The organism is Lacinutrix iliipiscaria (assembly GCF_042686125.1).
GTDB lineage: Bacteria > Bacteroidota > Bacteroidia > Flavobacteriales > Flavobacteriaceae > Oceanihabitans > Oceanihabitans iliipiscarium.
Genome location: NZ_JBHUOV010000002.1, coordinates 1 through 25,468, shown reverse-complemented (window position 1 = coordinate 25,468; position 25,468 = coordinate 1). Strand labels below are relative to the sequence as shown.

Here is a 25,468-nt window from a genome sequence, read left to right as displayed (position 1 = left end):
TTTTTTAAAATTTAGAGAATGAAAAACACAGCTTTAACATCAACTCACGAAGCACTTGGAGCAAAAATGGTGCCTTTTGCAGGTTACAATATGCCTGTACAATATGAAGGTGTAAACATTGAACATGAAACCGTTAGAAATAGTGTTGGCGTTTTTGATGTGAGCCATATGGGCGAATTTTTAATTGAAGGACCTCAAGCCTTAGCGTTAATTCAAAAAGTGTCTAGCAATGATGCGAGCAAACTAACCGTTGGAAAAGCACAATACAGTTGCTTACCTAATGATGATGGTGGTATTGTAGATGATTTAATTATTTATAAAATTAAAGAAGAACAATACTTATTGGTCGTAAATGCAAGCAATATTGAAAAAGATTGGAATTGGATTCAATCGAAAAATGATGTTGGTGCAGACATGAAAGATTTAAGTGAAGATTATTCATTATTAGCTATTCAAGGCCCAAAAGCTGTTGAAGCTATGCAAACGCTTTCTAGCCATGACCTAGCTGCTATTAAATTCTATAATTTTGTTGTTGGTGATTTTGCAGGTATTGAGCATGTAATTATTTCTGCCACTGGTTATACTGGAAGTGGTGGTTTTGAAATTTACTGTAAAAATTCTGAGGTTAAACAGATTTGGGATAAAGTTATTGAAGCTGGTGCAACACCTATCGGTTTAGCTGCTCGAGATACCTTAAGATTAGAAATGGGTTATTGTTTATATGGAAATGATATAGACGATACGACCTCGCCAATTGAAGCTGGTTTAGGGTGGATTACTAAATTCACAAAAGATTTTACAAATTGTGAAGCGCTTGAAGATGAAAAGCGTCGTAGACCAGAACGCAAGCTTGTAGCTTTTGAATTAAATGAAAGAGGCATTCCTCGCCAAGGTTATGACATTGTAGATGGTCATGGTAAAAAAATTGGAGAAGTCACCTCTGGTACTATGAGCCCAATGCTTGGTAAAGGAATAGGATTAGGTTATGTGCCCACCATATTTGCTGATGTTGATAGCAAAATAAATATTCAAATAAGGAAAAATGCTGTCCCTGCAACAGTCGTGAAACTCCCTTTTTATAAAGGCTAACGAATGATGGACTTTCAACATGTAATTAATTCAATACACGATGACTTAAAACATGAGGTTAATCGTGGACTTGTAGCTAATTACATTCCTGAATTATCACACATAGATGCTAATAATTTCGGAATATATTTAAAGCTCATCTCTGGCGAAAATTTTTCAGTTGGACATTCAAATACACCGTTTTCAATTCAAAGTATCTCTAAAGTTTTTGCGCTTTCTATGGCCTTCAATTTTAAAGGAGATCAACTTTGGCAACGCTTAGATGTAGAACCTTCTGGCGATCCTTTTAATCATTTATCTTTATTAGAGCTTGAAAATGGCATCCCTAGAAACCCTTTTATTAATTCTGGAGCCATAGTAATTGCAGATATTTTAATCTCTCAATTAGATAACCCAAAAGCAGATTTTTTAAATTATGTTCGTGAACTAGCTAATGATAATAGTATAAATTATAATGAGTCAGTTGCAACATCTGAGAAAACTACTGGTTTTAATAATTATGCGGCAGCTAATCTTTTAAAATCTTATGGCAACCTAGAAAATAAGGTCGAAGATGTCCTTGATTTTTATTTTCATCAATGTGCTATAGAAATGAATTGCGAACAATTAACAAGTGCCTTCTTTATGTTTGCCAATCATGGTGTTTGTTTGCAAAACATTAAAAGACTAAGCTCAAGTCAAATAAAACGAATTAATGCCATCATGCTTACTTGTGGATTTTATGATGAAGCTGGTGAGTTTGCTTTTGAAGTTGGCTTACCAGGAAAAAGTGGTGTTGGTGGTGGCATTGTAGCACTACTTCCAAATCAATTTGTTATATCTACATGGTCTCCAGGACTAAATCCAAAAGGAAATTCAAAAATTGGAATGCAAGCTTTAGAAGCTTTTACTACCAAAACAAAACTTTCAATTTTTTAAAGAATTGCGCCAATAATGCTCGACAACTCAAAACACAAAATCCTAATACTTGGTGTTAATGGCTTCATAGGCAATGCTATTTATAAAGAATTACATGCTTATTTTAGAACTTATGGCACATATAACACGCCTACTAAAGAGCTAGAAAAAAACAAGCAATTTTTTCATTATAATCATGAAGAAGATGATATTATTGAAATACTTGAAATTACAAAACCTAGCATAATTATTTCTTCACTTCGCGGAAATTTTGCAACTCAAACTATGGCACATCAACATATTGTCGATTATATAAAATATCAGGAATGCAAGATGTTGTTTTTATCATCATCTAATGTATTTGATGCTTATAGTAAGTTTCCTAGTTATGAAAATGATAAAACATTTAGCAGTAGCATATATGGTCATTTTAAAATTAAAATTGAGAATATGTTCATGCGTTTACCAAAACATAAATGGGCTATTCTAAGAATACCAATGGTACTAGGCACAAACTCTCCTAGAATTTTAGATCTAAAAAAACATCTCAAAGAGAAAACAGCTATTGAAGTATTTCCAAACTTAATAATAAACTTGACTACAGACAACAAACTGTCTCAGCAAATTCACTATATAATAAATAGGCAAAAAACTGGAGTCTTTCATTTAGGAAGTACAGATTTAGTGTACCATAATGATTTTATTAAAGATATCGTAAACGCGTTAGGCAATTATAAACCCATTTATAAACAAGTATATACAACTAATGACGATAGATATTTAGCTGTTCTTTCTAAACACAACAAATTGCCAAAAAATTTACAAATACGAAGCAAAGATGTTTTAAAAAGCAGTATTTTGTAATATCAATTAAATTATAAGTTTATGGATAAGTTATCTGAAGAAGATATAGAAAAACGCCTGCTTCATTTTCCTGATTGGGAATATTACGATCAAGCGCTTCATGCTGAATTTGAATTCGAAAATTTTAAAGATTGTTTTAGCGCGATGAGCAGAATTGCTTTTGAATGTGAAGCTTTAAACCACCATCCAGATTGGTCAAATACATATAATATTTTAAAAATTTCTTTATCAACACACGATGTAAAAGATGTTACTCATAAAGATTTTATACTTGCAAAAGCGATTGATGCTATTGTAATACCTGAAGATGAATAATATTTTTGTTCCTCCACTTTTTTTTTAAATTTGTCAATTATATCATAAAACAAGATTACTATGGGAAGAGCTTTTGAATTTCGTAAAGCACGTAAAATGAAACGTTGGTCTGCCATGAGCAAAGCCTTTACACGTATTGGTAAAGACATTGTTATGGCTGTTAAAGAAGGAGGTCCTGATCCAGCAAGTAATTCACGATTACGCGCAGTGATTCAAAATGCTAAGGCTGTAAATATGCCTAAAGATAACGTTGAACGTGCTATTAAAAAAGCAAGTGAAAAAGATCAAGGGGACTATAAAGAAGTGGTTTTTGAAGGTTATGCACCTCATGGAATTGCGGTTTTAGTTGAAACTGCTACAGACAATAACACGCGTACTGTTGCCAATGTAAGAAGTTACTTTAATAAATGTGATGGGAGTTTAGGTACTTCAGGCTCTGTTGTTTTTATGTTTGACCATACTTGTAATTTTCGAATTAATGCCGAAGGCTTAGACCCAGAAGAAATAGAATTAGAATTTATTGATTTTGGTGCTGAAGAAGTTTTTGCCGATGATGATGGCATCTTAATTTATGCACCTTTTGAAAGCTTTGGAGCCATTCAAGCTGAGCTTGAAAAACGGGAAATAGAAATTCTATCCTCTGGTTTCGAGCGTATTCCTCAAGTGACTAAACCTCTTAGTGCAGAACAAGCCGCTGATGTTGAAAAACTCCTAGAAAAACTTGAAGAAGATGATGATGTCCAGTCTGTATATCATACTATGGAAGAATCCTCTGATGATTAAAAGAATCACAAATTATTAAAACCTAAGCATTAGCTTAGGTTTTTTTGTAACATTCTTTTAACTTATTCGTTATAAAATAAACATCACTTTATGAAATTTAACCATCGCTATTTTTTTTTCATATTTGCTAGTCTTTTAGCTTCTAATATATACTCGCAAACTGTTTCTGGAAAAGTATTAACAGCAAGTCAAGAAGCCATTCCATATGCTACTGTTCAAATTGGTGAAAGCTATGGTGTAATTACAAACGAAGAAGGCCTTTTTTCTATTAAAACAAATGATTTTGACGACAATGAAATGGTTAGAATTTCATGTCTTGGCTACGAATCTGTTGATCTTAAACTCATCAATTTCAAATCACAAGATTATACGTTAAAAGAAAAAGTCAACGAGCTTTCCGAAGTATTTATAACAAACAAACCACTTAGTGTAGATTCCATTATGTTTTATGTGAATGCTAAACTAAAAGAAAACTATAGGTTTCATTTAAATGAATTTAAAATCTTTAGTAGAAAAACTGAATATATTGTTGGTGAAAATGCAGATTTTGAAATTACTAAATCTACTGGATTTAGAAAAAAGCAATTAGAATTATTCAATACAGATTTTGATAAGCTAGAAACTTCGTTACTAAATAATAATTCTAAACAATATACAGATTTTATTGGGTCTTTAATGATTTTAGACGACTCTCAAGCGAAACTAAAAGTAGAAAAAGCAATACGTTTACTGGATGAACGCAATAATCAATCATTAGAAAGTTTAGCTGAAAAAGGAAATGATATCGTATTAAAACACTTAGATAAAGACAAAATATATACTGTAAAAACGGGATTGTTTAAGATTTCCGACTCTGTGTCACTAGATAATAGAGAAGATAAAATGGCAGACACCATTAATTCCTTGGGTCATATTAGAACTAAATCATTTGAAATGATTATGAATAATGCTTTAAACAATTCAAATAACAGGCTTGATTTTATTAGTGAAACCAAAAAATACAATTACGAATTAAAAGATGTGACTTTCATAGATGATGAGATGGTGTATATTATTGATTTTAAACCTAAAAGATCATCAGTAAAATACACAGGAACTATTTATGTTTCTAACGAAACGTTTGCTGTTATACGAGCTGATTACCGATTTTATAAAAATCGTGTTGGCGAAAAACTAAATTTACGATTATTATTTGGTGTCAAATATGTAGAAAAAAATCAAGAAGGGATTGTGGCGTTTAAAAAAGATGATGATGGATATTATTATCCGAGTTTTATCAATGAACAAATTGATCGCTATTTCTATATCAATAGGCCTTTTAAATTTATTGAGAACTCTAACACATCTAATAAAGTCTCTTTTAGCTTTAAGATTGAAGGGACATTTAAAGAAAAAACAGAGCTGCTTATTTTATCAAGGAATGAGATTGAAACATCAACTTTTAATAGTTACAAAGAACTCAAAGACGTTGACTATGAAACTCCTAAAACTTATGATGCCTCTATTTGGTCAGATTATAATGTCATTGAGCCTTTAAACGAAATGAAAGATTTTAAAATTCCTGTAGAAGAATACTAAATTCTACAAAAAAAGCTACTTCAATAAGAATTAAAGTAGCTTTTAATAGTAGGAACTAATGTTTCTTTTTAGGGACTTTAAGTTTACTTTATGTTTCATTAGTCACTACAATTATAGTAAAATCAAATAATATGCCAAAAAATATTTGATATTTTTTTAATTGACCTATAAAATCTATAAACCACTAATAAGTTAATTGTTGATTTTCTACTTTCTGAAATGTACTACGTGAAGACTAATTATTGATTTCTATTTTAAATATTAAATGACTTCTCTGGAATTTTACCTTGTACGCCTTTATAGAAACTGTACATATAATCAAAATCAGCTTCAATATTATCTGTAGGATAAAAAGGTTCAGAAACAAGATTTTGTTTTTTACCAAAATCGAGCGTAAACATAATTATTGGCACTTTTGCAGCTTTTGCTATAAAGTAAAAACCCGTTTTCCATTCTTCAACTTTATTTCTTGTACCTTCTGGAGCCAATGTAAGCCTAAATTCTTTGTTTTCTTTAAAGAGTTTCGCAATAGCTTCTACTTTATTTTGTCCTGGTGTTCGATCAATAGGCCTACCTCCTACGGCTTTAAAATACCAACCAAAAGGCCATTTAAAAAGCTCTTTTTTACCAACAAAATTAGTTTTTACACCACTTATTTTTCGTATTAATATACCAATGTAGAAATCATGCCAACTGGTGTGAGGCACTGCAATAATTACAGATTGTTTAATGGTTTCTTTTGAAAATGAAATATTTCCAACTAATTTCCAACCCAGAAGTTTAAAATAAATGAATTTTGCTAACCAGCGCATATTACATTTTTAAATACAACTCTTTAAGTTTTTCGCGAGTAATGGTTTTTTGCCAATTTTTACCTATTGCATTTTCCCAAAGCGGTTCAAGACTTAAGGCAACATCTATCATAATATCAAACTCTCTATCACCAAGGTCTGCACACAAACCTTGAGGTAATTGAATGTTATGTTTATCTTTCATTTGCTTGAAGATTTTTACACCTTCAGGATAAAACTCCTCTAAATGATCAAAAACAATACAGTTTCCAATACCATGTTTAGTACCAAGTAAATAGCTTAATCCATAACTCATTGCATGAGCTACACCAACTTGTGAATACGCAATACTCATTCCTCCATGCCAAGAAGCCATCATAAGCTTATCTTGGGCGACTTCTTTTGGTAAGTTATTATTCAAAAATAAATCTAAGCAAAGCTCATATGCTTTTTCGCCATAAGTTTGACTAAACGCATTTAAATAGGTGCCATTTAAAGATTCGATACAATGAATATAACAATCCATTCCAGTATAAAACCATTGTTCTTTAGGCACATTCTTGGTTAGCTCAGGATCTAAAATAACTTGATCAAAAGGTGTGTAATCACTATTTATTCCTAATTTTTTTTCAGGACCAGTCAATACAGTTGTTCTAGAGACTTCTGCTCCTGTTCCAGATATAGTTGGAATACCAACATGATATATCGCTGGGTTTTTAACCAAATCCCAACCTTGATAATCTTTAGCTTCGCCATCGTTAGTAAGCATAATAGACACTGCTTTAGCCAAATCTAAAATGGTTCCACCTCCAATTCCAATAATTCCAGAAGGTCTTTCTTTATGAGTCAAAATAATTTGTTCTACAAGTTCATCGACTTGAGATGTTTTTGGCTCTTCTTCTGCAGATATATAATGAAGTTTATCATCATAAGATAAAGGTATTCTTGAGGTTAACCAAGATTTACCTTTAAAGACATCATCCACTAAAAAAATAAATGGTGCTTTAGAACTTAATCGTTTTGGCGCTAAAATTTCATTTAATTGATTGAAACTTCCACGTCCGAAAACAACTCTGGACACCATTGGATAATTTTTATAACTCATTTAATTAATTTCCTTTTGAAAAAATAAAAATAACATTATTTATTTTACTCGTTTATATATTTTGAAGTTTTTATACTAGTTTCAAAATATCACTGACTTTTTTTACTGTTTTATAGGCTTTACCATTTGTTTCTTTTTCACTCACTTGCTCATGTGCCCAAGTGGTATGAAATGGAATATGAATCGCTTGTGCTTTTATATTCACTAAGGGTAAAATATCAGACTTTAATGAATTTCCAATCATTAAAAACTCTGATGGTTTAATATCTAAATGATTTAATAATTTAGAATAATTTTCTTCTTTTTTATCACTTAAAACTTCAATATGATGAAAATAATCTAACAACCCAGATTTTTCAAGCTTGCGTTCTTGGTCTAGCAGGTCGCCTTTAGTTGCAACAATCAATCTATATTTTTTTGATAATGCATCTAAAGTTTCTGTAACCCCTTCAAGCAGCTCTACAGGTTTGTTAATCATGTCTTTACCAATATTAAGAATCTGCTCAATAGTTTGATTTGAAACGGTATAATTAGAAAGTTCTAAAGCCATTTCAACCATCGACAATACAAACCCTTTAACACCATATCCATATAATGGTAAATTCTTCATTTCCATTTTAAAAAGTTCTTGATCAACTTTGTTAGCAGTTTCAAATCCACTTAAAAGTTTTGCAAACTCTAATTCTGCATCACGAAAATAAGTTTCATTAACCCAAAGTGTATCATCGGCATCAAAGCCAATAACTTTTATATTTTTATAGTCTATTTCCAAAGTTTTTTCGCACGCTCTAAATCTTCAGGAGTATCAATTTCAACACCTTGAACATTTGTTTCTACCATTTTTATTCGCTTTCCATACTCTAAATAACGAATACACTCTATTTTTTCTGAAGCTTCTAAAGGCATCATTGGTAATCTATAAAAATCTAACAAAGCCTCTTTTCTAAAAGCATACACACCTTTGTGTTTGTAATACTTTGCACCAACATCTGTAGCTCTTGGGAACGGAATTGGACTTCTAGAAAAGTATAATGCTAATTGATTATTATCGACAATAACCTTAACTGTATTAGGGTTATTAATTTCGTCATCATCAGTAATATGAACCATCAATGATGCTAAATCTATTTGCTTATCGTTATCCTCTTTAAATACTTCAATAAGTTTTTTTAACGATTCCACTTCAGTAAAAGGTTCATCACCTTGCACATTAACTACTATATCGACATCCATGAACTCAACTGCTTCAGCAATTCTATCACTTCCACATTCGTGAGTTTTCTTACTCATTATGGCTTTTCCACCATTATTAACAATTTCTTTAAAAATAATTTCGCTATCAGTAACAACAAATACATCATCAAACAAACCTGTCGCTTTGGTAGCCTCATAAGTCCGAAGTATTACCGTTTTTCCATTAAGGTCTTGCATGAGTTTCCCTGGAAAGCGAGATGCACTATAGCGTGCAGGTATCATTGAAATTATTTTCATGTGATGATTTAAATAGAGCTACAAAAATAAAACATTTAAAATAGAATTTAGGTCTTCCTTGATTTAAACTTTCTATAAATTCGAAAAATGATAAACAAGAGTATTATTACCAATATTATAGCTAAAATTGGGATGAATAAAGAAATTATAGACATAACGAGCGATGTGCCTGTTTCTAAAGTTGATACTATTGGATTTGCAAAGCCTCCTGTTGTACTTGTAGAGGCTAATCGTGTAAGACTTGATGTTCCAGCAATAGCTGCAGCAGTGCCTCCTCCTGCTATAATAGCTAGAGCCCAAGTGATTACTGGACTTAAATCTGCAACAGTTGAAACCATAACTGCAGTTCCAGCAATTGCTGCTAATGGTACAGCAATCGAGTCTAACAAGTTATCGACCAAAGGAATATAGTAAGCAAACACTTCTACACACGTTGCGACTCCTAGAGTAACAACAGCAGTCATACTGCCAACCCATTCCCAAGAAGCATTGAGTTCCCATATATTGAAATGTGCTGCTAGGCTTAGTACAAATAAAGGTACAAAGATTCTAAACCCGACAGATGCAGCTAGACCAATACCCAAAAAAATACTTAACATAGTTTCTGTTGTCATACTTGAAAATTTAAGACATTAATCTTCTAATCTTCATGAAAAAAATCATCTTTAAAACCAATAAGATACAATTTTTCTTTAGCTCTAGTAACAGCTGTATACAACCATCGTAAATAATCACGATCAATACCATTAGGTAAATAAGGTTGCTCAACAAAAACAGTATTCCATTGTCCACCTTGTGATTTATGACATGTTATGGCATAAGAAAATTTGACCTGGAGCGCATTAAAATGCTTATTGCCTTTAATTTTCAAAAACTTTCGATAATTACTCGTTTCATCTTCAAAATCCTTTTGGACTTCTTGATACAATCGATTAGAATCTTCATAAGCTAAAGAAGGTGTTTCAGCAGTAATAGTATCTAGCAACAGAACTGTTTCAAAAGGGCGCATTTTAGGATAATCGACCATGCGGATTTTAACTTCCGCGAAGCGAAAACCATATAGCTCTTGAATTGAAAATATTTCTAAGACTTCAATAATATCGCCATTAGCGATAAAACCAGCTTCTGTGGTTGGCTTAATCCAGAAATAATTATTTTTAACAACCATTAAATAATCTCCAGTGGTTAATTCGTTTTCATTAAACAAAATACGTTCTCGGATTTGCTGATTGTAAAGATTTGCGCGTTTATTACTTCTAACAATAATAGCGGTTTCTTCATTTCCTAAGTGACTATAAGAATCGTTAATCGCATCCATTATTTCATGTCCATCTATAAGTCGTACAATATCTTTAAAGCTTTTTAAATTAAACTTAAATGTATCAACAAAGGCACTAGCTAAAGCTTCTCTTAAAACAGTTGCGTTTTCAAGAATACCTGAATTTTGTTCTTGACGAACGACTTCATCCAACTCCATTTTAGTAACTTCCTTATTGTAATTTAAGCTTAAGGTCTTTTCATCTAAGGCTGGACTTAAATCTAATTTAACAGGAGGCAATTGTGCAGTATCGCCTATAAGCAACAATTTACATTGATGCCCTGAATAAACATACTGCATTAAATCGTCAAGTAAAGACCCATTTTCAAAAAGCTTTGACTCGCCAGGTGTATCTGGAATCATAGAGGCTTCATCAACTATAAAAATGGTATTTTTATGTTTGTTAGGCTGTAAAACAAACTTAACACCTCCTCCTTTATCTTTTTTAGGGAAGTATATTTTTTTATGAATCGTAAATGCTTCCTTATTAGAATAATTTGAAATGACTTTTGCTGCTCTACCTGTTGGAGCCATAAGTACAGCGCTTTTTTTAGCCTTCCACAAATTAGTAACAATAGTTCCAATAATGGTAGTCTTGCCAGTTCCTGCATAGCCTTTTAATAAATATAAGGCATTTGGTGTTTTAGAAAAAATAAACTCAGAAAGCTGTAATAAAACAATATCTTGCTTTGTCGTTGGTTGGAACGGAAATTGCTGTTTTATAAGGGAATAAAATTCAGATGAGTTCATTAAATTAGACTATAAAGTAATATTTCATCAAATATAGTAATGATTTTTACGCACATTGGTTTTTACGATTAAAAAAAAATTGTAGATTTGCGAAAGACCTATTTTAAATTTAATAAAAAACACTATGCTAAAATTAATATTAATTGCAATTGCCGTAATAGCACTTACCATAGGATTGGTTTGGATTATTGATAAGTTTATTCCTGCAAAGTTTAAACCTATTCTAGTTGTTGCACTTTGGGCTTTGATTGCTGTTCTTGGATATCAAACATTCATGTCCATTTATGAGCCAATTCAGTTTAATAAAGTGAAGAAAAAACGTTATGCTGAAGTCATTGATCGTATGATTGATGTTAGAGAAGCACAATTAGCGCATAGACAAGTTACTGGAACTTATGCTCCAAATTTTGAAAACTTGATTAAATTTATAGATTCTGCACAATTTACAATTACACAACGTCGAGATTCTACTGTTTTAGATGAAGTGAAAACGAAACAGTATGGTGTTGACTTTTTTAAAGAAATTACAATAATCGATACTTTAGACTATGTTTCGGTTAAAGATTCTCTTTTTAAAACTTCAGATCGCTATAAAACGATGATGAATGTGCCTAATTCTAATGGAGCTAAAGTTGAAATGAAATCAGGATTTATTGGTGAAGAAGGCGATGTTAGAATTCCAGTTTTTGAAGCAAAAGTCTTAAAAAGTGTTATTTTACATGATCAAAACCAAGATTTAATTAAACAAGAAAATGAAGTAGTTGCTGTTGATGGTGTTAATGGAGATGCCATTATAGTTGGCTCAATGGAAGAAGTTAATACTAGTGGAAACTGGCCAAAAACTTATGGCGACAGCGAATAACAATTTACATATACTAACTAACCAAGAATTGTCCATTCAAATAAGTTTGAATGGACTTTCTTTTTGTATCCTGCAATCAGATATAAATACTATTACTTATTTAAAACATTTTCCAAGTCCACAAAAACAAACACCTTTTCAATTATTAGATGATTTAAAACTCATATTCAATTCAGAAAATGAATTACAAAAGGAGTTTAATACTATTCAAGTAATATACATTAATGAGCTATCGACTTTAGTCCCTAAACCCTTATTTAATGAAAACGTATTAGCGGATTATTTAAAGTTTAATTCTAAAATTTTAAAAACAGATTTCATTGCTTATGATGAAATTAATATAAATGATTCTGTGAATGTTTATGTTCCATATATGAACATTAATAATTATTTATATGAAAAGTTTGGTGCATTTGATTACAAGCATTATTCTACAATTTTAATAGAAGAAATATTACAGATAGAAAAACATGAACAAGATGCAAAAATGTATGTGCATGTTGAAAAAACTCACTTTGAAATTATTGTAATTAATCATGGAAAGCTTTTACTCTATAATACTTTTAATTATAATACTAAAGAAGATTTTATTTACTACATCTTATTTACTGCAGAGCAATTATCATTAAATCCAGAGAGCCTTATACTTGTGCTTCTAGGTGATGTAATTGAAGGTGATGAAATATACAATGTAGCTTATAAGTATATAAGACATATTCAATTTGGGAAATCTAATACAAACTACACTCAAAACACCAAATCATTAGAGCATTCTAATTTCATTCTAAAACACAGCTTTTAATGCGAATTATTTCTGGTACATATAAAGGCAGAAGAATTACTGCTCCAAAAAAATTACCGATTCGCCCTACTACAGACATGGCGAAAGAATCCTTATTTAATATCTTAAATAATCAATATTATTTTGACGCTGTTTCTGTGTTAGATTTGTTTTCAGGAAGTGGTAATATTAGTTATGAATTTGCTTCTAGAGGAACAGAACAGATTACCAGTGTTGATGCTAATTATGGCTGTATTAAGTTTATAAACGAAACTGCAGAATCTTTTAATATGCAGATTCAAACTATTAAAAGTGATGTCTTTACTTTTTTAGAGAAAACTTCTACGCCATATACTATAATATTTGCTGATCCTCCTTATGATTTTCCTCTTGAGAAATTCGCAAAAATCCCTGAATTAATTTTTCAAAATAAATGGCTTGAAGACCAAGGTGTTCTAATTATTGAACACTCTAAACATACCGATTTATCGCACTTAGCTAACTATTCTCATTCTAAAAGTTATGGTGGAAATATGTTTAGTTTTTTTGAGGAAAACTGAGATAACCCTAAAAAAGAGCTCGAGATATAACAAAAACAAAGTCCTTTGCACGAGCAAAGGACTTGTATGTTTAAGTAAATCTATAAGCCGAATTCTGTACATTTTCTTTTTATGAAAATAAATTCTTAAAAAGAAAAGCCCTTATCATTTATCTGAGTGTATTGTTACCAAAACACTTTAGCTGCCTACCCTCTAGCATCGCGCGTGTACGCTCAAGCACTAGTTTACATGACATTGCACCACATAGAGTTTACCTGATTTCACTACAGCATGACCTGTACATTCTTTCTGTTGCACTTTTCCTAGCCTCACGACTGGTGGCTGTTAACCACTATGCTTACACTATGGTGTTCGGACTTTCCTAACCAAAACAAGTTTGGTTCGATAAGGCGATTTACTTATGGCAAAAATAGTAGAATAATTGTTAATAACTCCTATTAAAATGTCTAAGCTTTATTCATAAATTTAAGCTGAATTTTTAACTTTGTTATTCTAATTATTTACAATGGAACACTTTGTAGTATCTGCTAGAAAATATAGACCACAGACATTTAAAGATGTTGTTGGTCAGCAAGCTATTACAAATACTTTATTAAATGCTATTGAGAATAATCATCTTGCTCAAGCCTTATTATTTACTGGTCCACGTGGTGTAGGAAAAACGACTTGTGCTCGTATTCTAGCAAAGATGATTAATAGTGATGGGACAGAAAATCCTGATGAAGACTTTGCCTTTAATATTTTTGAATTAGATGCGGCTTCAAATAATTCCGTTGATGATATTAGAAGCCTTACTGATCAAGTGCGTATTCCACCTCAAGTTGGAAAATATAAGGTTTATATTATTGATGAAGTTCATATGCTTTCACAAGCGGCCTTTAATGCATTTCTAAAGACATTAGAGGAACCACCAAAACATTGTATTTTTATTCTTGCAACAACTGAAAAGCATAAAATTATACCAACCATCTTATCGCGCTGTCAAATATTTGATTTTAAGCGCATAACTGTTACTGATGCAAAAGAATATTTAAAGTATATCGCTAAAGAACAAGAGGTTGTTGCTGAAGATGATGCCCTTCATATTATAGCCCAAAAGGCTGATGGAGCCATGCGTGATGCTTTATCAATTTTTGATCGTGTGGTTAGCTTTTCAGGAAAAAATTTAACACGTCAAGCTGTCACCGAAAACCTAAATGTTCTTGATTATGAGACCTATTTTAAAAGTACAGATTTAATCCTTGAGAATAACATCCCAGAACTTTTGGTTCAATTTAACACCACCTTAGCTAAAGGTTTTGATGGTCATCATTACATTGCAGGATTAGCAAGTCATTTTAGAGATTTGTTAGTTTGTCAAAATGAACACACTATTGCATTACTTGAAGTTGGAGAACAAACTAAAGCCAAGTATTTAAAACAAAGTAAAAAGGCCTCTCAACCTTTTCTATTAAAAGGAATAGAGTTGGCAAACGACTGTGATTTGAAATATAAAAGCAGTAAAAATCAACGCTTACTTGTTGAACTTACTCTAATGCAATTAGCCTCTATCACTTTTGATGGAGAAAAAAAAAATAGCAAAAACTATATAATTCCACCTTCGTATTTTGCTAGCAAAGGGATTACACCCATTCCTGTTCAAAAACCTGAATTCGTTTCGCAAACTCATTCTATAAATAATTCAGAGGAAAAACCTCCAGTTAGCAAAACTGAAACTCAATCACCTTCAAAAACAGAAACTGCTTCTGAAACTATAGTAGAAAAAAGACCAAAGATTCTTTTAAATAGTCAGAAAAAATCGACATCAGGACTCTCTTTAAGCAGTATCAAGCTTAAAAAAGAACACCAAATAAAACAAATGGAAGTTGTTCTTGATGAAGAAGACCTTCCTAAAGATGAGTTTACAGAAGACGCATTAATTAAAGTTTGGAATACTTATGTAAAACAAATTGAAGAAAAAGGACAATACAATTTAGCTTCTATTCTGTCTATTGATACACCAAAAGTTGATGGCACAACTATTTATTTAGAATATCCTAATGCAACCAACAAGGTAGAAGTAGAAAGACAACAGTATAATTTATTAGGGTTTATTAGAAAAGAACTCAATAACTTTGATATTCATTTGTCAATAACTGTCAATGAAGAAATGGAAAAGCAATATGCTTATACTCCTATAGAAAAGTACGAGAAATTAAAAGAAAAAAATAATGCAATTGAACTATTGCGAAAAAGCTTTGATTTAGATGTCTAAAATAAAAATACTTCTACCTCTATTCTTTTTAACGCTGACTATTATGTTTACTAGCTGTGATGGACGTGATAAAGCTTTTAGAAGTGCACAAACTGATCTTTTAGAAAATAAAATACTTGACACATTTACAGAAGCCCTAAATTATTATCCAAAAACATATGCAGAAAAGGTTACTGATACCATTTTAAGTAATGGTTTTAAAGTGCATATTAAGTTGTATTCTGATATGAATAATGCCATCATCGTTAAAGATAAAGAGCATACTCATTTTAGAGATTTTATAGTCGATGTGAAAATCACAAAAGACAGTCAGGAGCTTTTTAATGGCACTATAGACAAATCTTTTCTTTTAGAAAAAGAGCTATTTGATGTCAATGCGACGAAACAATTTTTAGTTCAAGACTTTTGGATTGAGAATTTAGAGCATATCTACAACGGGACTCCTACACTATTTTTAGAGTATATAAATCCAGAGTCTAGAAAAAACAGAGTGCTGAAATTTATTTTTCTTGAAGACGAATTATTATTCGAAGAAATCATTTGATATGTTAGGATTAAAACTACCAACAGATCCACGTTGGGTAAACATTGCTGAAAAAAATATAGAAGAAATACTTACAGATCATGCTTTTTGTGAGCAAAAAGCAACCAGTACTGCAATTTCACTTATCGTAAGTTTTCCTGAATATACAGAACTAGTTCAAGAAATGGTGGCTTTAGTTAAAGAGGAAATAAGTCATTTTAAAATGGTGCATGATAAAATCCTAGAACGTGGATGGACACTAGGTCGCGATAGAAAAGATGAATATGTAATTGCGCTATTAAAATTCTTTCCTAAAGGAGGTAGTAGAACCACACAACTAGTGCATAGGCTACTATATGCCGCATTAATTGAAGCCAGAAGTTGTGAACGCTTTAGGCTGCTTTCTGAAGCATTAAAAGATAAAAAGTTAGCTGACTTTTATAAGAATTTAATGGTGAGTGAAGCCAATCATTACACGATGTTTTTAGGTTTTGCTAGGCAATATGGAGACCGAAAAGAAGTTGATAAAAAGTGGCAAGGTCTATTAGCTTATGAAGCTGAAATCATGAAGAAATTAAGTAAGAGTGAAACAATACATGGTTAAAAAAAAACCTCCAAAACATAAAGCTTTGGAGGTTTTTTTTTAAATTTTTGTGTCTTTTAAATCTTTAATCCAATACCCAATTGAATCGTAGAATTCTTTGCTTCTACGCCGACTTCGTCATCATAAATATTAGAAAAACCATAGTTGAATCTTGCATCAATAAAGAAATTATCTGAAATATCATATTGAGCGCCTCCAACTGCTGAGAAGATAAAATTTCTATAACCATCCTCATAGCTCCATATTTTTAAGTTCGCTTGAGGACCAACACCTACAGACATTTTTCCAAAATGGAACCGTAATGTAATTGGCATTTGAATATAATTCGCTCTAAGTTCTTTTTCTTTACCACCTTCCGCAGAATACATAAGTTCTGGCATGATAGACATTTTTTCTGAAAAAGCATAATCAAGAAATGCACCAATGGCTAAACCATTTCTATGCGTATTATCAAAAGTAGCATCAGGTTCGAAATCTAAATTGGAAATATTATAAGCAACACGTACACCAGAAGTTGTGTTTTGTGCATGCATCGTAAAACTTACAAATATAAAAGCGATTAAAAGTAAAGTATTTTTCATTCTATATGTTTTAATTAATTACTGTAAATTAAAGAAACAAAAATGTCAATAAAAAATTGAATAGCCAAAATGTGCTAAAAAATTACATTTTATAACCTATTCCAAACTGAACATTTGTGTTTTTTGCTTTATAACCAGTTTCTTCATCTAATATATTTGTTAATCCATAAGTATATCTTGCATCAATAAATATTTCATCGGTTATGGCAAATTCTAATCCTGCTTGAGCAGATAGAGAAAAGTTTTTAAAACCATCATTTTCTTCATGGATTTTAACACCAACTAATGGACCAGCTCCAGCGTGTAACCTATCAGATATTGTGTATTTAAAAAATATAGGCGCTTGAATATAATCCACTCGCAAATCTTTTTCTTTAGCACCTTCAGAAGAATATTGAAGTTCTGGCATAATTAATAGCTTATCACCTAATTCATATTCAGCAAAAAAACCGAAAGCTAAGCCATTTCTATGTGTATTTCCAAAAGTAGCATCTGGATCAAAATCTAAATTAGAGATATTAATTCCTGCGCGAACTCCATAGGCTCCGTTTTCTTGAGAAAATCCATAAAAAGTACTTGTAAGTACAACAATAGTAAGTAGTAAATTTTTCATAATATAGTAATTTGGTTCATTAATTATAGCGGCTAAATATAAATTATTTTGCTAAAAATCAAACATTTAAAAGATAAAAAGTAAATATTTACTGTATGTTGCTTGAAACAGTATCATAATATATACTCTTAATGATGCCATCTGCTAAACCTATTTTAGGAACATAAATATCTTTCGCTCCACTCCACTTCATTGCCGATAAATAAATTCGAGTTGCAGGAATAATAACGTCGGCTCTATCTTGATTAAGGTCTAATTCAGAAATTCTTTCTTCATAAGAATAACTTTGCAACATATTATAATAAGAGGTTAAATAAAAGTATGTTAAGGGTTTACCTAAAGCTTTACCAGATATTTTAAATATTTTATTGATATTTCCTCCAGAGCCTATAACTTCAATTTTGTCATATAAAGATGTATGTATTTTAATCCAACTTTCTAATTCTTGCCAAGTTTCATTTTTAACAATATCGTTAAGCAGTCGTACTGTCCCTATTTTAAATGATTTTGAAGTGATTGAATTTCCGTTATGAATAACTGTAAATTCTGTACTTCCTCCCCCAACATCAACATATAAATACGTTTTGTTGTTATCTATGAACGCATGTAAATCTGTGGCTGCAATAATAGCAGCCTCTTCTTCACCTTCAATAATATCGATAATAATTTGAGTTTTTTCGAAGATTAACTTGGCCAGTTTTTTCCCATTTGAAGCTTCTCGCATTGCAGAAGTTGCACAAGCTTTGTACTTATCAACTTTATGAGATTGCATAAGCAATTTAAAAGCCAACATCGTATCGAGCATGCGTTGAGTGTTTTCTTTAGATATTTTATCTTTTAAAAACACATCAGCACCTAAACGAATTGGAACACGAACTAACGAGCTTTTTTTAAACCTTGGTGGCTTCCCTTTTTCTTCAATAATATTAGCGATTAATAGTCTTACTGCATTAGAGCCAATATCTATTGCTGCATATTTTTTTATTGTAAGCATTTTTTACTGCTTATTTTTATAATAGTTATAAGTTTCAAATTGTGAACGCACTTTTTCCTTATTATTGCGCTTATACTCATTATTCTGGTTATGATTTAGAATTCTAGCCTTTACATTGTCGCTCCAGCATATATTAAAAGTATCTATTAGTTCTTGCTTAATTTCCTGATCATATATAGGACAACTTACTTCTACTCTATTCTCAATATTTCTAGTCATCCAATCTGCTGAAGAAATATAAACCTTTGGATCATTATTATTACAAAAAACAAATAGTCGTGTATGTTCAAGGAATTTATCAACAATACTTATGGCTTCAATATTTTCACTCATGCCTTTTATGCCTGGTATTAAACAGCAAATACCTCTAACTATTAACTGAATTTTCACTCCAGTTTGGCTAGCTTCGTATAGTTTATCTATCATTTTATAGCTAGACATACTATTCATTTTAAGTCTTATATATGCTGGTTTTCCTGATTTGACATTTTCAATTTCTTCATTTATAAGTTTAAAAAATGAAGCCTTTGTGTAGTGAGGCGATTTAATAATATGTTTATATCTAAAGACGCGATAGTTCGTTTCGAAAAAGTTAAACACTTTATTCACGTCCTTCAATATTTTTTGATTGGAGGTAAACAAAGTATAATCTGTATATATTTTAGCTGTAGATTCATTAAAGTTTCCAGTACTAATAAATCCGTAACGTTTGAGCTTATTATTTTCTTCGCGTTCTATAACACACATTTTACTGTGTACTTTTAAGCCTTGCACACCAAAAACCAAATTCACACCTTCCTGTTCCATTTGTTCAGCATAATCAATATTAGCTTGCTCATCAAATCGCGCTTGAATTTCAATAGACACATTAACTTTCTTTCCGTTTTTTGCTGCATTAATTAATGAACTGGCAACATGAGAGATCTGAGCTAATCTATAAATTGTAATCTTTATGGTTTTAACTTTAGGATCGAGAGCTGCTTCTCTTAAAAATTTTACAACATAAGAAAAGGTATGATAAGGTGCATATAGTAAATAATCTTTCTTAGATATTTCATTAAAGATACTATTCTCAAGACTTAATCCTTTAATAGGTAAAGCTTCAATTTTATCATATAATAAATCTGTTCGTCCAAGACTAGGGAAATCCATATAATCCCTTCTATTATGATATCGTCCACCAGGAATAATACTATCTGCGGATTCAATTCCCATTTTAGTCATCAAATAAGTTAGTGATTCTTGATCAATGGTTTTGTCATAAACAAATCGAACAGGAGCTCCAAGTTCACGATCTCTAACACTATCAGATATTTTTTCAATAAAACTTTTACTTAAATCACTTTCAAGATCTAATTCACCATCTCTAGTAATTTTAATCATATGTGCAGAAATGCTCTTGTAATCAAAAATATTAAAGATATCATCCAGACAATAACGAAGTAAGTCATCGACCATTATAATGTAGTTTTTTTCGCCTTGCTTTGGCAATACTACAAACCTATCCATGGTTTTAGAAATCTCGATTAAAGCATGTTGGTTTTGATTATTTTGCAAAACCATATTAATTGCTAAATAGGCTGCACTATCTTTAAGGTTAGGCAATTTAACCGAATCGTTTAAAACAATAGTAACAAGTGCAGGGCTTACTTTTTGTATAAAGTAGTTTTTAATGAATTTATGCTGAAGCTCATTGATTTGAGTTTCGTTAATGAAGAAAATATTTTCTGCTTCTAATTTCTTTTGAATAACACTTAAAATCTCTAAGCTTTCACTTTGTTGTTTTATTACAATTTGAGTTATTTTCTCTAATAGTTCACTAGCTTTAATGCCTCCAAGTTCGCTTTTCCCACCTTTACCTGCTTCATCAATACGCTTTACAGTAGCATATCGTACTTTAAAAAATTCATCTAAATTATTAGAAAAAATACCTAAGAACCTCAATCGTTCAATTAATGGAACACTTTCATCTGCAGCTTCTTGTAAAACCCTAGCGTTAAATTGTAGCCAGCTTACTTCTCTATTGATATATGTATTTGTCAAATTTTAAATGAGTTGTTTTATTTATCACAAATATATTTTAATTATGTGCAATATCTAAATCACTTTAACATAAGTTATAATTTATTAAAGATTGATTGCAATTATGATCTTAAACCTTTAGGAAAAATAGTAAAAACTGTTTCTCCATGGATTAAGTTTTTCCAATCTTCACTTTTAAACCTTATAAATACAACTCCACATGTTGGTACATTTTCTATATATTTTGAACCAAAAGTGTTTACAAATGATGTAATGGCATGATTATGACCAAAAATCATTAAGCTTTTTACTTTATTATCACAATTATGTATGGTTTTAAGAAGATTAGAGCCAGAAAAATCGTACAAATCGTTATGTAATTGAAAATCAATATCATAAAAACTCATAGAATCAATAAAAATTTCAGCTGTCATTTTCGCCCTTTTGGCATCACTAGAAAGGATCAAATCTGGCTTAATATTTTGTAAAATTAAATGCTTAGAAACCAGATGAGAATCTTTTAAACCTCTGGCTTTTAGAGGCCTTAAAAAATCTATTACATTGTGTTCCCAAGATGATTTTGCATGTCTAATAAGTATTAAATTTTTCATAAAACAACTCGTTTAAGTGTAAGTTTTTTTCGATTAAATGCATTTTTTTTTCATTTTAACGAATTTTTTAGTTATTTAGCACTTTTATTTGATGGTAATATAAAATCAATTTTTATTTGTTATCAATGCTATTAATAAAAAGATTAAAGCGACCCAAATTTAAATAATATTAACTTAATCAAAACCGCATTAAATTTAATGTACTTCCCTCACTAAAAGATTATTGGCTTATTTGCATTTCGGAGTTTTAATATATTTTAATTATAGTTAAAAAATAATTAACTGAATAATAAATTATATAAAGAGCATTGTATGTTACAATGTTTAAAAAATTAGAAATTTTAAGATTTGTTGACATGAAGAAAGTAATCGTATTATTTGTAGTCTGCTGCCTCTCACATTTAAGTTTTGCTCAAGATTTAACAAGACTAGAACATAGTGATATAGCAAACCGTCAGTTTATTGAAACTAACAACCTAAAAGATTTTTCTCGTTTGGCTACAAGTGCCGATGTTGGAGTTGCTTATATTAAGCAAAACCAAGTTAAGACTTACAACAAGGAAAAAGGAATTCAGTTAGTGCGTATTAAAAGTAATGATCTTAATTATTTAGATACTAATTTGAATTTTGCAAGTACTATCGAAATGATAGTTATTTCTATTTCAAAACCTGGTTTTGATATTCAATCTATCGATTGCTCAAAATTCAATCAATTTAAAAACTTGAAATACATCTACTTCGTATTTCAATCTAACCTCATTGAAAATAAAAAATTACCAAAGTTGAATTGTGTTACTGATGACATTAAACAGTATTACAGTAACAACCGACCAATTTAAACCTATGACTATGAAAACATATATTAAACCATATTTCAAAATTTTAGTTGCTTTATTATGCTTATCTAGTCTTAGTGATATGTATAGTCAGGTTACTTTTACATCTAGAGGTCAAGCCGTTTATAGTATAAAAGGTGACTTTACGCTTATTGGTAATACCAATTTAACTTTACAAGATTATTCTGCTTCCGAGAATAATAGTGATGAAGTTATGATTTTTGTAGATGAAGATGATAACATTTCACCTACACATCCTGCAAGTAGTGGAACATCTAACTCTTCGTCTGCAACCTTAGTTTTCAGTGAAGAGAATAATGCAGTTCAAGCCTGTTCTAATGTGCTTTTTGCTGGATTATATTGGACAGGTAGAACCGATGGTACACCGACAACTTTACAAAAACGTACCATTAAATTTAGACATGAAGATCAAAATAGCTACCAAACTATTGTAGCTGATCCAGGTGACATCCAATATCCTGGAAGTAATAATATGTATGCTGCTTATGCAGATGTTACAGATGTTGTTATGGCCAACGGTTTAGGTGAATATTGGGCTGCTGATATTGCAATTACTACTGGAAATGGTGGTAATACTGGTTACTATGGTGGCTGGGCTATGGTAGTGGTTTATGAAAACGACCTAATGAAATGGAGAGATGTTACTGTATTTGATGGTTATGCTTATTTAGCAGGAAACCAAACCGCTAGTGAAATATTAAACGTTAGCGGATTTAATGCTGTTCAAAGCGGACCAGTAAATGTAAAAATGGGTATGGTCGCTGGTGAAGGTGATGTTGGTATTTCTGGAGACTACTTCCAAATTAGAAATGCTGCCGATAATGCTTGGGTACCTTTATTTCACAGTGGAAACTCTGCCACAAACTTCTTTAATTCTTCTATACAAACTGGAGGAAATCCAAGAACACCAAACTTAACAAACAATACAGGACTTGATATTAGTATGTTCAATATCAATAATGCTGGAAACTTAATTATTGATAATGGCGACACGTCTACAAGATTTAGATTTGGAACCACACAAGATACATATATCATATTTAATATTGCCATGGCTATTGATGCCTTTGTACCTTCTACTGTTGGTGCCTTAATGGTAAATAGTATTGATGGTGATATGAGTGTTACCCAACCATATTCGATGAACCCTGGTGAAGTAGTTGAATATAGTCTTGATATTTCAAATAATGGTTCTGAAGCACTAACTGATGTTATGCTTACTATTCCTCTACCAAATACTGGTATGTTTATTCCTGGTAGTATAAATTATCAAGTAAATGCTCCAGCCACAACTACTAATGCTCCTTATTATGATCCTGGTTATGGACTTTATGGAGGAATTATTTGGGATATAGGTAACCTTCCTTTACCTGCAAATCCAAATGACATATTATTATCTATAGATTTTGATTTAGAAGCTTCAACAAATTGTGAAGCATTTAATCCACCTAATTGTACACCTACAATAACCTTAGCATCGTCATCACTATCTGGTAATGGTGCGGTTTCTGGAAGTCCATTTTTTATTAAGTTTATTCAAGGTTATGAATCGTCTGGCCCTTGTATAAATACCCCAATTACAGAACCTATTGTTATTTCAGTAATTCCTGATCTTCAAATTGATTCTCAAGCAACACCTTTAACTGTTGAATGTGATGGAAATGGAAATATTGCTGAAGTGAATGCCTGGTTAAATGCTGGTGGTAATGGATCTGTCGTTGGAGATTGTGTTGTTACTTGGACTAACGATTATACAGGAGTTACAACTAACCAATGTGGTACAGGTGGCTCAACTATTGTAACATTTACTGCTGAAGATTCTTGTGGTAATACTACGACAACTTCTGCAACACTTACTATTGAGGATACTACACCTCCAGATTTATCAAGCTGTTCTGTTGATGATGAAGTCCTTGAATGTAATGGTTCCGACAACGAATCAATTGCTGATGCTTGGAATGCTGCTAATATTGCTGCCCTTGAAACTTGTCCTATAGACGCTTGTCACGGAGTTGGTAACTATACTATTGTATCTGATTATGACTTTAGTAACTTAACACCTAATTGTGGTGCTGGTGGTAGTATTACGGTAACTTATACAGGAACAGATAATTGTGGGAATTCTGCTAGTATTTCTGCAATACTAACGCTTGAAGATTCTACAGGTCCTGACTTATCGAACTGTTCTGTTGATGATGAAATTATTGAATGTAATGGTTCTGCTGAATCGATTGCTGATGCATGGAATGCAGCTAATATTACTGCTCTTGAAACTTGCCCAGTAGATGATTGTGATGCAGATGCTGTTTATACTATAGTGTCTGATTATGACTTTAGTAACTTAACACCTACATGTGGTGCTGGTGGTACAATTACTGTAACTTATACAGGTACTGATGATTGTGGAAATTCTGCTAGTGTTTCTGCAACTCTTACAATTCAAGATAATACAAACCCTACTTGGACTAACGCGCCTGCAGATGAAACTGTTCAGTGTGATGGCTCTGCCGATCCTAATGGGGCTTTTGCGGCTTGGTTAAATAGCTTCACAGGAACTGATTCTTGTGGTAATGTAACAGTGACTCATGATAGTACTGGATTAAGCGACCTTTGTGGTGCAACGGGTTCGGAAACTGTGACCTTTACTTTAACTGATGAGTGTAATAATTCTATTTCACAATCTGCTACATTTACCATTGAAGATACTACAAACCCTACTTGGACTAACGCGCCTGCAGATGTTACTGTTGATTGTGATGGCTCTGCCGATCCTAATGGTGCTTTTGCCGCTTGGTTAAATAGCTTCACAGGAACTGATTCTTGTGGTAATGTAACGGTGACTCACGATAGTACTGGATTAAGCGACCTTTGTGGTGCAACGGGTTCGGAAACTGTGACCTTTACTTTAACAGATGAGTGTAATAATTCTATTTCACAATCTGCTACATTTACCATTGAAGATACTACAAACCCGACTTGGACTAACGCGCCTGCAGATGAAACTGTTCAGTGTGATGGCTCTGCCGATCCTAATGGGGCTTTTGCCGCTTGGTTAAATAGCTTCACAGGTACTGATTCTTGTGGTAATGTAACGGTGACTCATGATAGTACTGGATTAAGCGACCTTTGTGGTGCAACGGGTTCGGAAACTGTAACCTTTACTTTAACTGATGAGTGTAATAATTCTATTTCACAATCTGCTACATTTACCATTGAAGATACTAC

Annotated in this window: 24 protein-coding genes, 1 other RNA gene and 1 pseudogene; 14 read left to right on the top strand and 12 right to left on the bottom strand. The window is 31.7% G+C overall.

Annotated features, from left to right (window positions below; genetic code table 11):
* Window positions 1-18: 18 nt before the first annotated feature.
* The 6 genes from gcvT to ACFS5M_RS07185 all read left to right on the top strand — a co-directional run bounded on the left by gcvT (window position 19) and on the right by ACFS5M_RS07185 (window position 5,526).
* Window positions 19-1,089, top strand: coding sequence for a glycine cleavage system aminomethyltransferase GcvT (gene gcvT, locus ACFS5M_RS07210; protein ID WP_183487384.1), 1,071 nt, complete (start codon window positions 19-21; stop codon window positions 1,087-1,089).
* 3 nt (window positions 1,090-1,092) lie between these two features.
* Window positions 1,093-2,007, top strand: coding sequence for a glutaminase (locus ACFS5M_RS07205; protein ID WP_183487382.1), 915 nt, complete (start codon window positions 1,093-1,095; stop codon window positions 2,005-2,007).
* A gap of 15 nt (window positions 2,008-2,022) precedes the next feature.
* On the top strand, window positions 2,023-2,850 hold the full coding sequence (locus ACFS5M_RS07200; RefSeq protein WP_183487380.1) for a sugar nucleotide-binding protein: 828 nt from the start codon (window positions 2,023-2,025) through the stop codon (window positions 2,848-2,850).
* 21 nt (window positions 2,851-2,871) lie between these two features.
* Window positions 2,872-3,165 (top strand): 4a-hydroxytetrahydrobiopterin dehydratase, encoded by a 294-nt coding sequence (locus ACFS5M_RS07195; protein WP_183487378.1) that lies wholly within the window; start codon window positions 2,872-2,874, stop codon window positions 3,163-3,165.
* Window positions 3,166-3,225: 60 nt separating this feature from the next.
* Window positions 3,226-3,948, top strand: a complete 723-nt coding sequence (locus ACFS5M_RS07190; RefSeq protein ID WP_183487376.1) for a YebC/PmpR family DNA-binding transcriptional regulator — start codon at window positions 3,226-3,228, stop codon at window positions 3,946-3,948.
* Between the two features lie 90 nt (window positions 3,949-4,038).
* A complete protein-coding gene (locus ACFS5M_RS07185; protein ID WP_183487374.1) occupies window positions 4,039-5,526 on the top strand; it encodes a carboxypeptidase-like regulatory domain-containing protein in 1,488 nt (495 codons plus the stop codon).
* Between the two features lie 254 nt (window positions 5,527-5,780).
* Here the strand turns inward: ACFS5M_RS07185 and ACFS5M_RS07180 are convergent, their stop codons facing one another.
* The 6 genes from ACFS5M_RS07180 to ACFS5M_RS07155 all read right to left on the bottom strand — a co-directional run bounded on the left by ACFS5M_RS07180 (window position 5,781) and on the right by ACFS5M_RS07155 (window position 10,981).
* Window positions 5,781-6,338 carry a 1-acyl-sn-glycerol-3-phosphate acyltransferase gene (locus ACFS5M_RS07180; protein ID WP_183487372.1) on the bottom strand — a complete coding sequence of 186 codons (558 nt, stop codon included), beginning with the start codon at window positions 6,336-6,338 and terminating at the stop codon, window positions 5,781-5,783.
* 1 nt (window position 6,339) lies between these two features.
* Complete coding sequence (locus tag ACFS5M_RS07175; RefSeq protein ID WP_379898395.1) at window positions 6,340-7,422, bottom strand: iron-containing alcohol dehydrogenase family protein; 1,083 nt, start codon at window positions 7,420-7,422, stop codon at window positions 6,340-6,342.
* 70 nt (window positions 7,423-7,492) lie between these two features.
* Entirely contained in the window at window positions 7,493-8,194 is a 702-nt protein-coding gene (locus ACFS5M_RS07170) for an HAD family hydrolase (protein ID WP_183487370.1), read from the bottom strand.
* On the bottom strand, window positions 8,185-8,913 hold the full coding sequence (gene kdsB, locus ACFS5M_RS07165) for a 3-deoxy-manno-octulosonate cytidylyltransferase (protein WP_379898393.1): 729 nt from the start codon (window positions 8,911-8,913) through the stop codon (window positions 8,185-8,187). The genes ACFS5M_RS07170 and kdsB overlap by 10 nt, the downstream gene beginning before the upstream one ends.
* Before the next feature lie 47 nt (window positions 8,914-8,960).
* Window positions 8,961-9,527, bottom strand: coding sequence for a DUF4126 domain-containing protein (locus tag ACFS5M_RS07160; RefSeq protein ID WP_183487368.1), 567 nt, complete (start codon window positions 9,525-9,527; stop codon window positions 8,961-8,963).
* A gap of 26 nt (window positions 9,528-9,553) precedes the next feature.
* Window positions 9,554-10,981, bottom strand: a complete 1,428-nt coding sequence (locus ACFS5M_RS07155) for an ATP-dependent DNA helicase (protein ID WP_183487366.1) — start codon at window positions 10,979-10,981, stop codon at window positions 9,554-9,556.
* Between the two features lie 124 nt (window positions 10,982-11,105).
* Here ACFS5M_RS07155 and ACFS5M_RS07150 point away from each other — a divergent pair, with 124 nt between their 5' ends.
* From ACFS5M_RS07150 to rsmD, 3 genes are read left to right on the top strand one after another with little or no spacing between them, the layout of a single operon-like run.
* A complete protein-coding gene (locus ACFS5M_RS07150; protein ID WP_183487364.1) occupies window positions 11,106-11,843 on the top strand; it encodes a hypothetical protein in 738 nt (245 codons plus the stop codon).
* Window positions 11,827-12,645, top strand: coding sequence for a DUF3822 family protein (locus ACFS5M_RS07145; protein ID WP_183487362.1), 819 nt, complete (start codon window positions 11,827-11,829; stop codon window positions 12,643-12,645). Before ACFS5M_RS07150 ends, ACFS5M_RS07145 begins: the two co-directional genes overlap by 17 nt.
* Window positions 12,645-13,184, top strand: a complete 540-nt coding sequence (rsmD, locus tag ACFS5M_RS07140; RefSeq protein ID WP_183487360.1) for a 16S rRNA (guanine(966)-N(2))-methyltransferase RsmD — start codon at window positions 12,645-12,647, stop codon at window positions 13,182-13,184. The genes ACFS5M_RS07145 and rsmD overlap by 1 nt, the downstream gene beginning before the upstream one ends.
* A 67-nt stretch (window positions 13,185-13,251) precedes the next feature.
* Here the strand turns inward: rsmD and rnpB are convergent.
* Window positions 13,252-13,585: RNase P RNA component class A (rnpB, locus tag ACFS5M_RS07135), an RNA gene on the bottom strand.
* 104 nt (window positions 13,586-13,689) lie between these two features.
* Between rnpB and ACFS5M_RS07130 the strand changes: the two genes are divergently transcribed.
* The 3 genes from ACFS5M_RS07130 to miaE are packed head-to-tail and all read left to right on the top strand — an operon-like array spanning window position 13,690 to window position 16,565.
* Window positions 13,690-15,438, top strand: a complete 1,749-nt coding sequence (locus ACFS5M_RS07130; RefSeq protein ID WP_183487358.1) for a DNA polymerase III subunit gamma/tau — start codon at window positions 13,690-13,692, stop codon at window positions 15,436-15,438.
* A complete protein-coding gene (locus ACFS5M_RS07125; protein ID WP_183487356.1) occupies window positions 15,431-15,982 on the top strand; it encodes a hypothetical protein in 552 nt (183 codons plus the stop codon). The genes ACFS5M_RS07130 and ACFS5M_RS07125 overlap by 8 nt, the downstream gene beginning before the upstream one ends.
* A gap of 1 nt (window position 15,983) precedes the next feature.
* Window positions 15,984-16,565 carry a tRNA-(ms[2]io[6]A)-hydroxylase gene (gene miaE, locus ACFS5M_RS07120; protein ID WP_183487354.1) on the top strand — a complete coding sequence of 194 codons (582 nt, stop codon included), beginning with the start codon at window positions 15,984-15,986 and terminating at the stop codon, window positions 16,563-16,565.
* A 56-nt stretch (window positions 16,566-16,621) separates the two neighbouring features.
* Here the strand turns inward: miaE and ACFS5M_RS07115 are convergent, their stop codons facing one another.
* From ACFS5M_RS07115 to ACFS5M_RS07095, 5 genes are all read right to left on the bottom strand, one after another.
* Window positions 16,622-17,146 carry a porin family protein gene (locus ACFS5M_RS07115; protein ID WP_183487352.1) on the bottom strand — a complete coding sequence of 175 codons (525 nt, stop codon included), beginning with the start codon at window positions 17,144-17,146 and terminating at the stop codon, window positions 16,622-16,624.
* Between the two features lie 82 nt (window positions 17,147-17,228).
* The gene (locus ACFS5M_RS07110) at window positions 17,229-17,759 is read right to left on the bottom strand and encodes a porin family protein (protein ID WP_183487351.1); all 531 of its coding nucleotides are present in this window, start codon (window positions 17,757-17,759) and stop codon (window positions 17,229-17,231) included.
* 88 nt (window positions 17,760-17,847) lie between these two features.
* Window positions 17,848-18,753, bottom strand: coding sequence for a Ppx/GppA phosphatase family protein (locus tag ACFS5M_RS07105; RefSeq protein WP_183487349.1), 906 nt, complete (start codon window positions 18,751-18,753; stop codon window positions 17,848-17,850).
* A 3-nt stretch (window positions 18,754-18,756) separates the two neighbouring features.
* The gene (gene ppk1, locus ACFS5M_RS07100; RefSeq protein WP_183487347.1) at window positions 18,757-20,796 is read right to left on the bottom strand and encodes a polyphosphate kinase 1; all 2,040 of its coding nucleotides are present in this window, start codon (window positions 20,794-20,796) and stop codon (window positions 18,757-18,759) included.
* Window positions 20,797-20,897: 101 nt separating this feature from the next.
* Window positions 20,898-21,386, bottom strand: coding sequence for a SixA phosphatase family protein (locus tag ACFS5M_RS07095; RefSeq protein WP_183487345.1), 489 nt, complete (start codon window positions 21,384-21,386; stop codon window positions 20,898-20,900).
* Between the two features lie 356 nt (window positions 21,387-21,742).
* Here ACFS5M_RS07095 and ACFS5M_RS07090 point away from each other — a divergent pair, with 356 nt between their 5' ends.
* Window positions 21,743-22,225 (top strand): hypothetical protein, encoded by a 483-nt coding sequence (locus ACFS5M_RS07090; RefSeq protein ID WP_183487343.1) that lies wholly within the window; start codon window positions 21,743-21,745, stop codon window positions 22,223-22,225.
* 10 nt (window positions 22,226-22,235) lie between these two features.
* A pseudogene (locus ACFS5M_RS07085) lies at window positions 22,236-25,468 on the top strand (hypothetical protein); the annotation flags it as partial.

Bases quoted from the DNA above. Each gene is read 5' to 3' on its own strand.
- gcvT (WP_183487384.1), top strand. From the start codon at position 19: ATGAAAAACACAGCTTTAACATCAACTCACGAAGCACTTGGAGCAAAA.
- ACFS5M_RS07205 (WP_183487382.1), top strand. From the start codon at position 1,093: ATGATGGACTTTCAACATGTAATTAATTCAATACACGATGACTTAAAA.
- ACFS5M_RS07200 (WP_183487380.1), top strand. From the start codon at position 2,023: ATGCTCGACAACTCAAAACACAAAATCCTAATACTTGGTGTTAATGGC.
- ACFS5M_RS07195 (WP_183487378.1), top strand. From the start codon at position 2,872: ATGGATAAGTTATCTGAAGAAGATATAGAAAAACGCCTGCTTCATTTT.
- ACFS5M_RS07190 (WP_183487376.1), top strand. From the start codon at position 3,226: ATGGGAAGAGCTTTTGAATTTCGTAAAGCACGTAAAATGAAACGTTGG.
- ACFS5M_RS07185 (WP_183487374.1), top strand. From the start codon at position 4,039: ATGAAATTTAACCATCGCTATTTTTTTTTCATATTTGCTAGTCTTTTA.
- ACFS5M_RS07180 (WP_183487372.1), bottom strand. From the start codon at position 6,338: ATGCGCTGGTTAGCAAAATTCATTTATTTTAAACTTCTGGGTTGGAAA.
- ACFS5M_RS07175 (WP_379898395.1), bottom strand. From the start codon at position 7,422: ATGAGTTATAAAAATTATCCAATGGTGTCCAGAGTTGTTTTCGGACGT.
- kdsB (WP_379898393.1), bottom strand. From the start codon at position 8,913: ATGAAAATAATTTCAATGATACCTGCACGCTATAGTGCATCTCGCTTT.
- ACFS5M_RS07160 (WP_183487368.1), bottom strand. From the start codon at position 9,527: ATGACAACAGAAACTATGTTAAGTATTTTTTTGGGTATTGGTCTAGCT.
- ACFS5M_RS07155 (WP_183487366.1), bottom strand. From the start codon at position 10,981: ATGAACTCATCTGAATTTTATTCCCTTATAAAACAGCAATTTCCGTTC.
- ACFS5M_RS07150 (WP_183487364.1), top strand. From the start codon at position 11,106: ATGCTAAAATTAATATTAATTGCAATTGCCGTAATAGCACTTACCATA.
- ACFS5M_RS07145 (WP_183487362.1), top strand. From the start codon at position 11,827: ATGGCGACAGCGAATAACAATTTACATATACTAACTAACCAAGAATTG.
- rsmD (WP_183487360.1), top strand. From the start codon at position 12,645: ATGCGAATTATTTCTGGTACATATAAAGGCAGAAGAATTACTGCTCCA.
- ACFS5M_RS07130 (WP_183487358.1), top strand. From the start codon at position 13,690: ATGGAACACTTTGTAGTATCTGCTAGAAAATATAGACCACAGACATTT.
- ACFS5M_RS07125 (WP_183487356.1), top strand. From the start codon at position 15,431: ATGTCTAAAATAAAAATACTTCTACCTCTATTCTTTTTAACGCTGACT.
- miaE (WP_183487354.1), top strand. From the start codon at position 15,984: ATGTTAGGATTAAAACTACCAACAGATCCACGTTGGGTAAACATTGCT.
- ACFS5M_RS07115 (WP_183487352.1), bottom strand. From the start codon at position 17,146: ATGAAAAATACTTTACTTTTAATCGCTTTTATATTTGTAAGTTTTACG.
- ACFS5M_RS07110 (WP_183487351.1), bottom strand. From the start codon at position 17,759: ATGAAAAATTTACTACTTACTATTGTTGTACTTACAAGTACTTTTTAT.
- ACFS5M_RS07105 (WP_183487349.1), bottom strand. From the start codon at position 18,753: ATGCTTACAATAAAAAAATATGCAGCAATAGATATTGGCTCTAATGCA.
- ACFS5M_RS07095 (WP_183487345.1), bottom strand. From the start codon at position 21,386: ATGAAAAATTTAATACTTATTAGACATGCAAAATCATCTTGGGAACAC.
- ACFS5M_RS07090 (WP_183487343.1), top strand. From the start codon at position 21,743: ATGAAGAAAGTAATCGTATTATTTGTAGTCTGCTGCCTCTCACATTTA.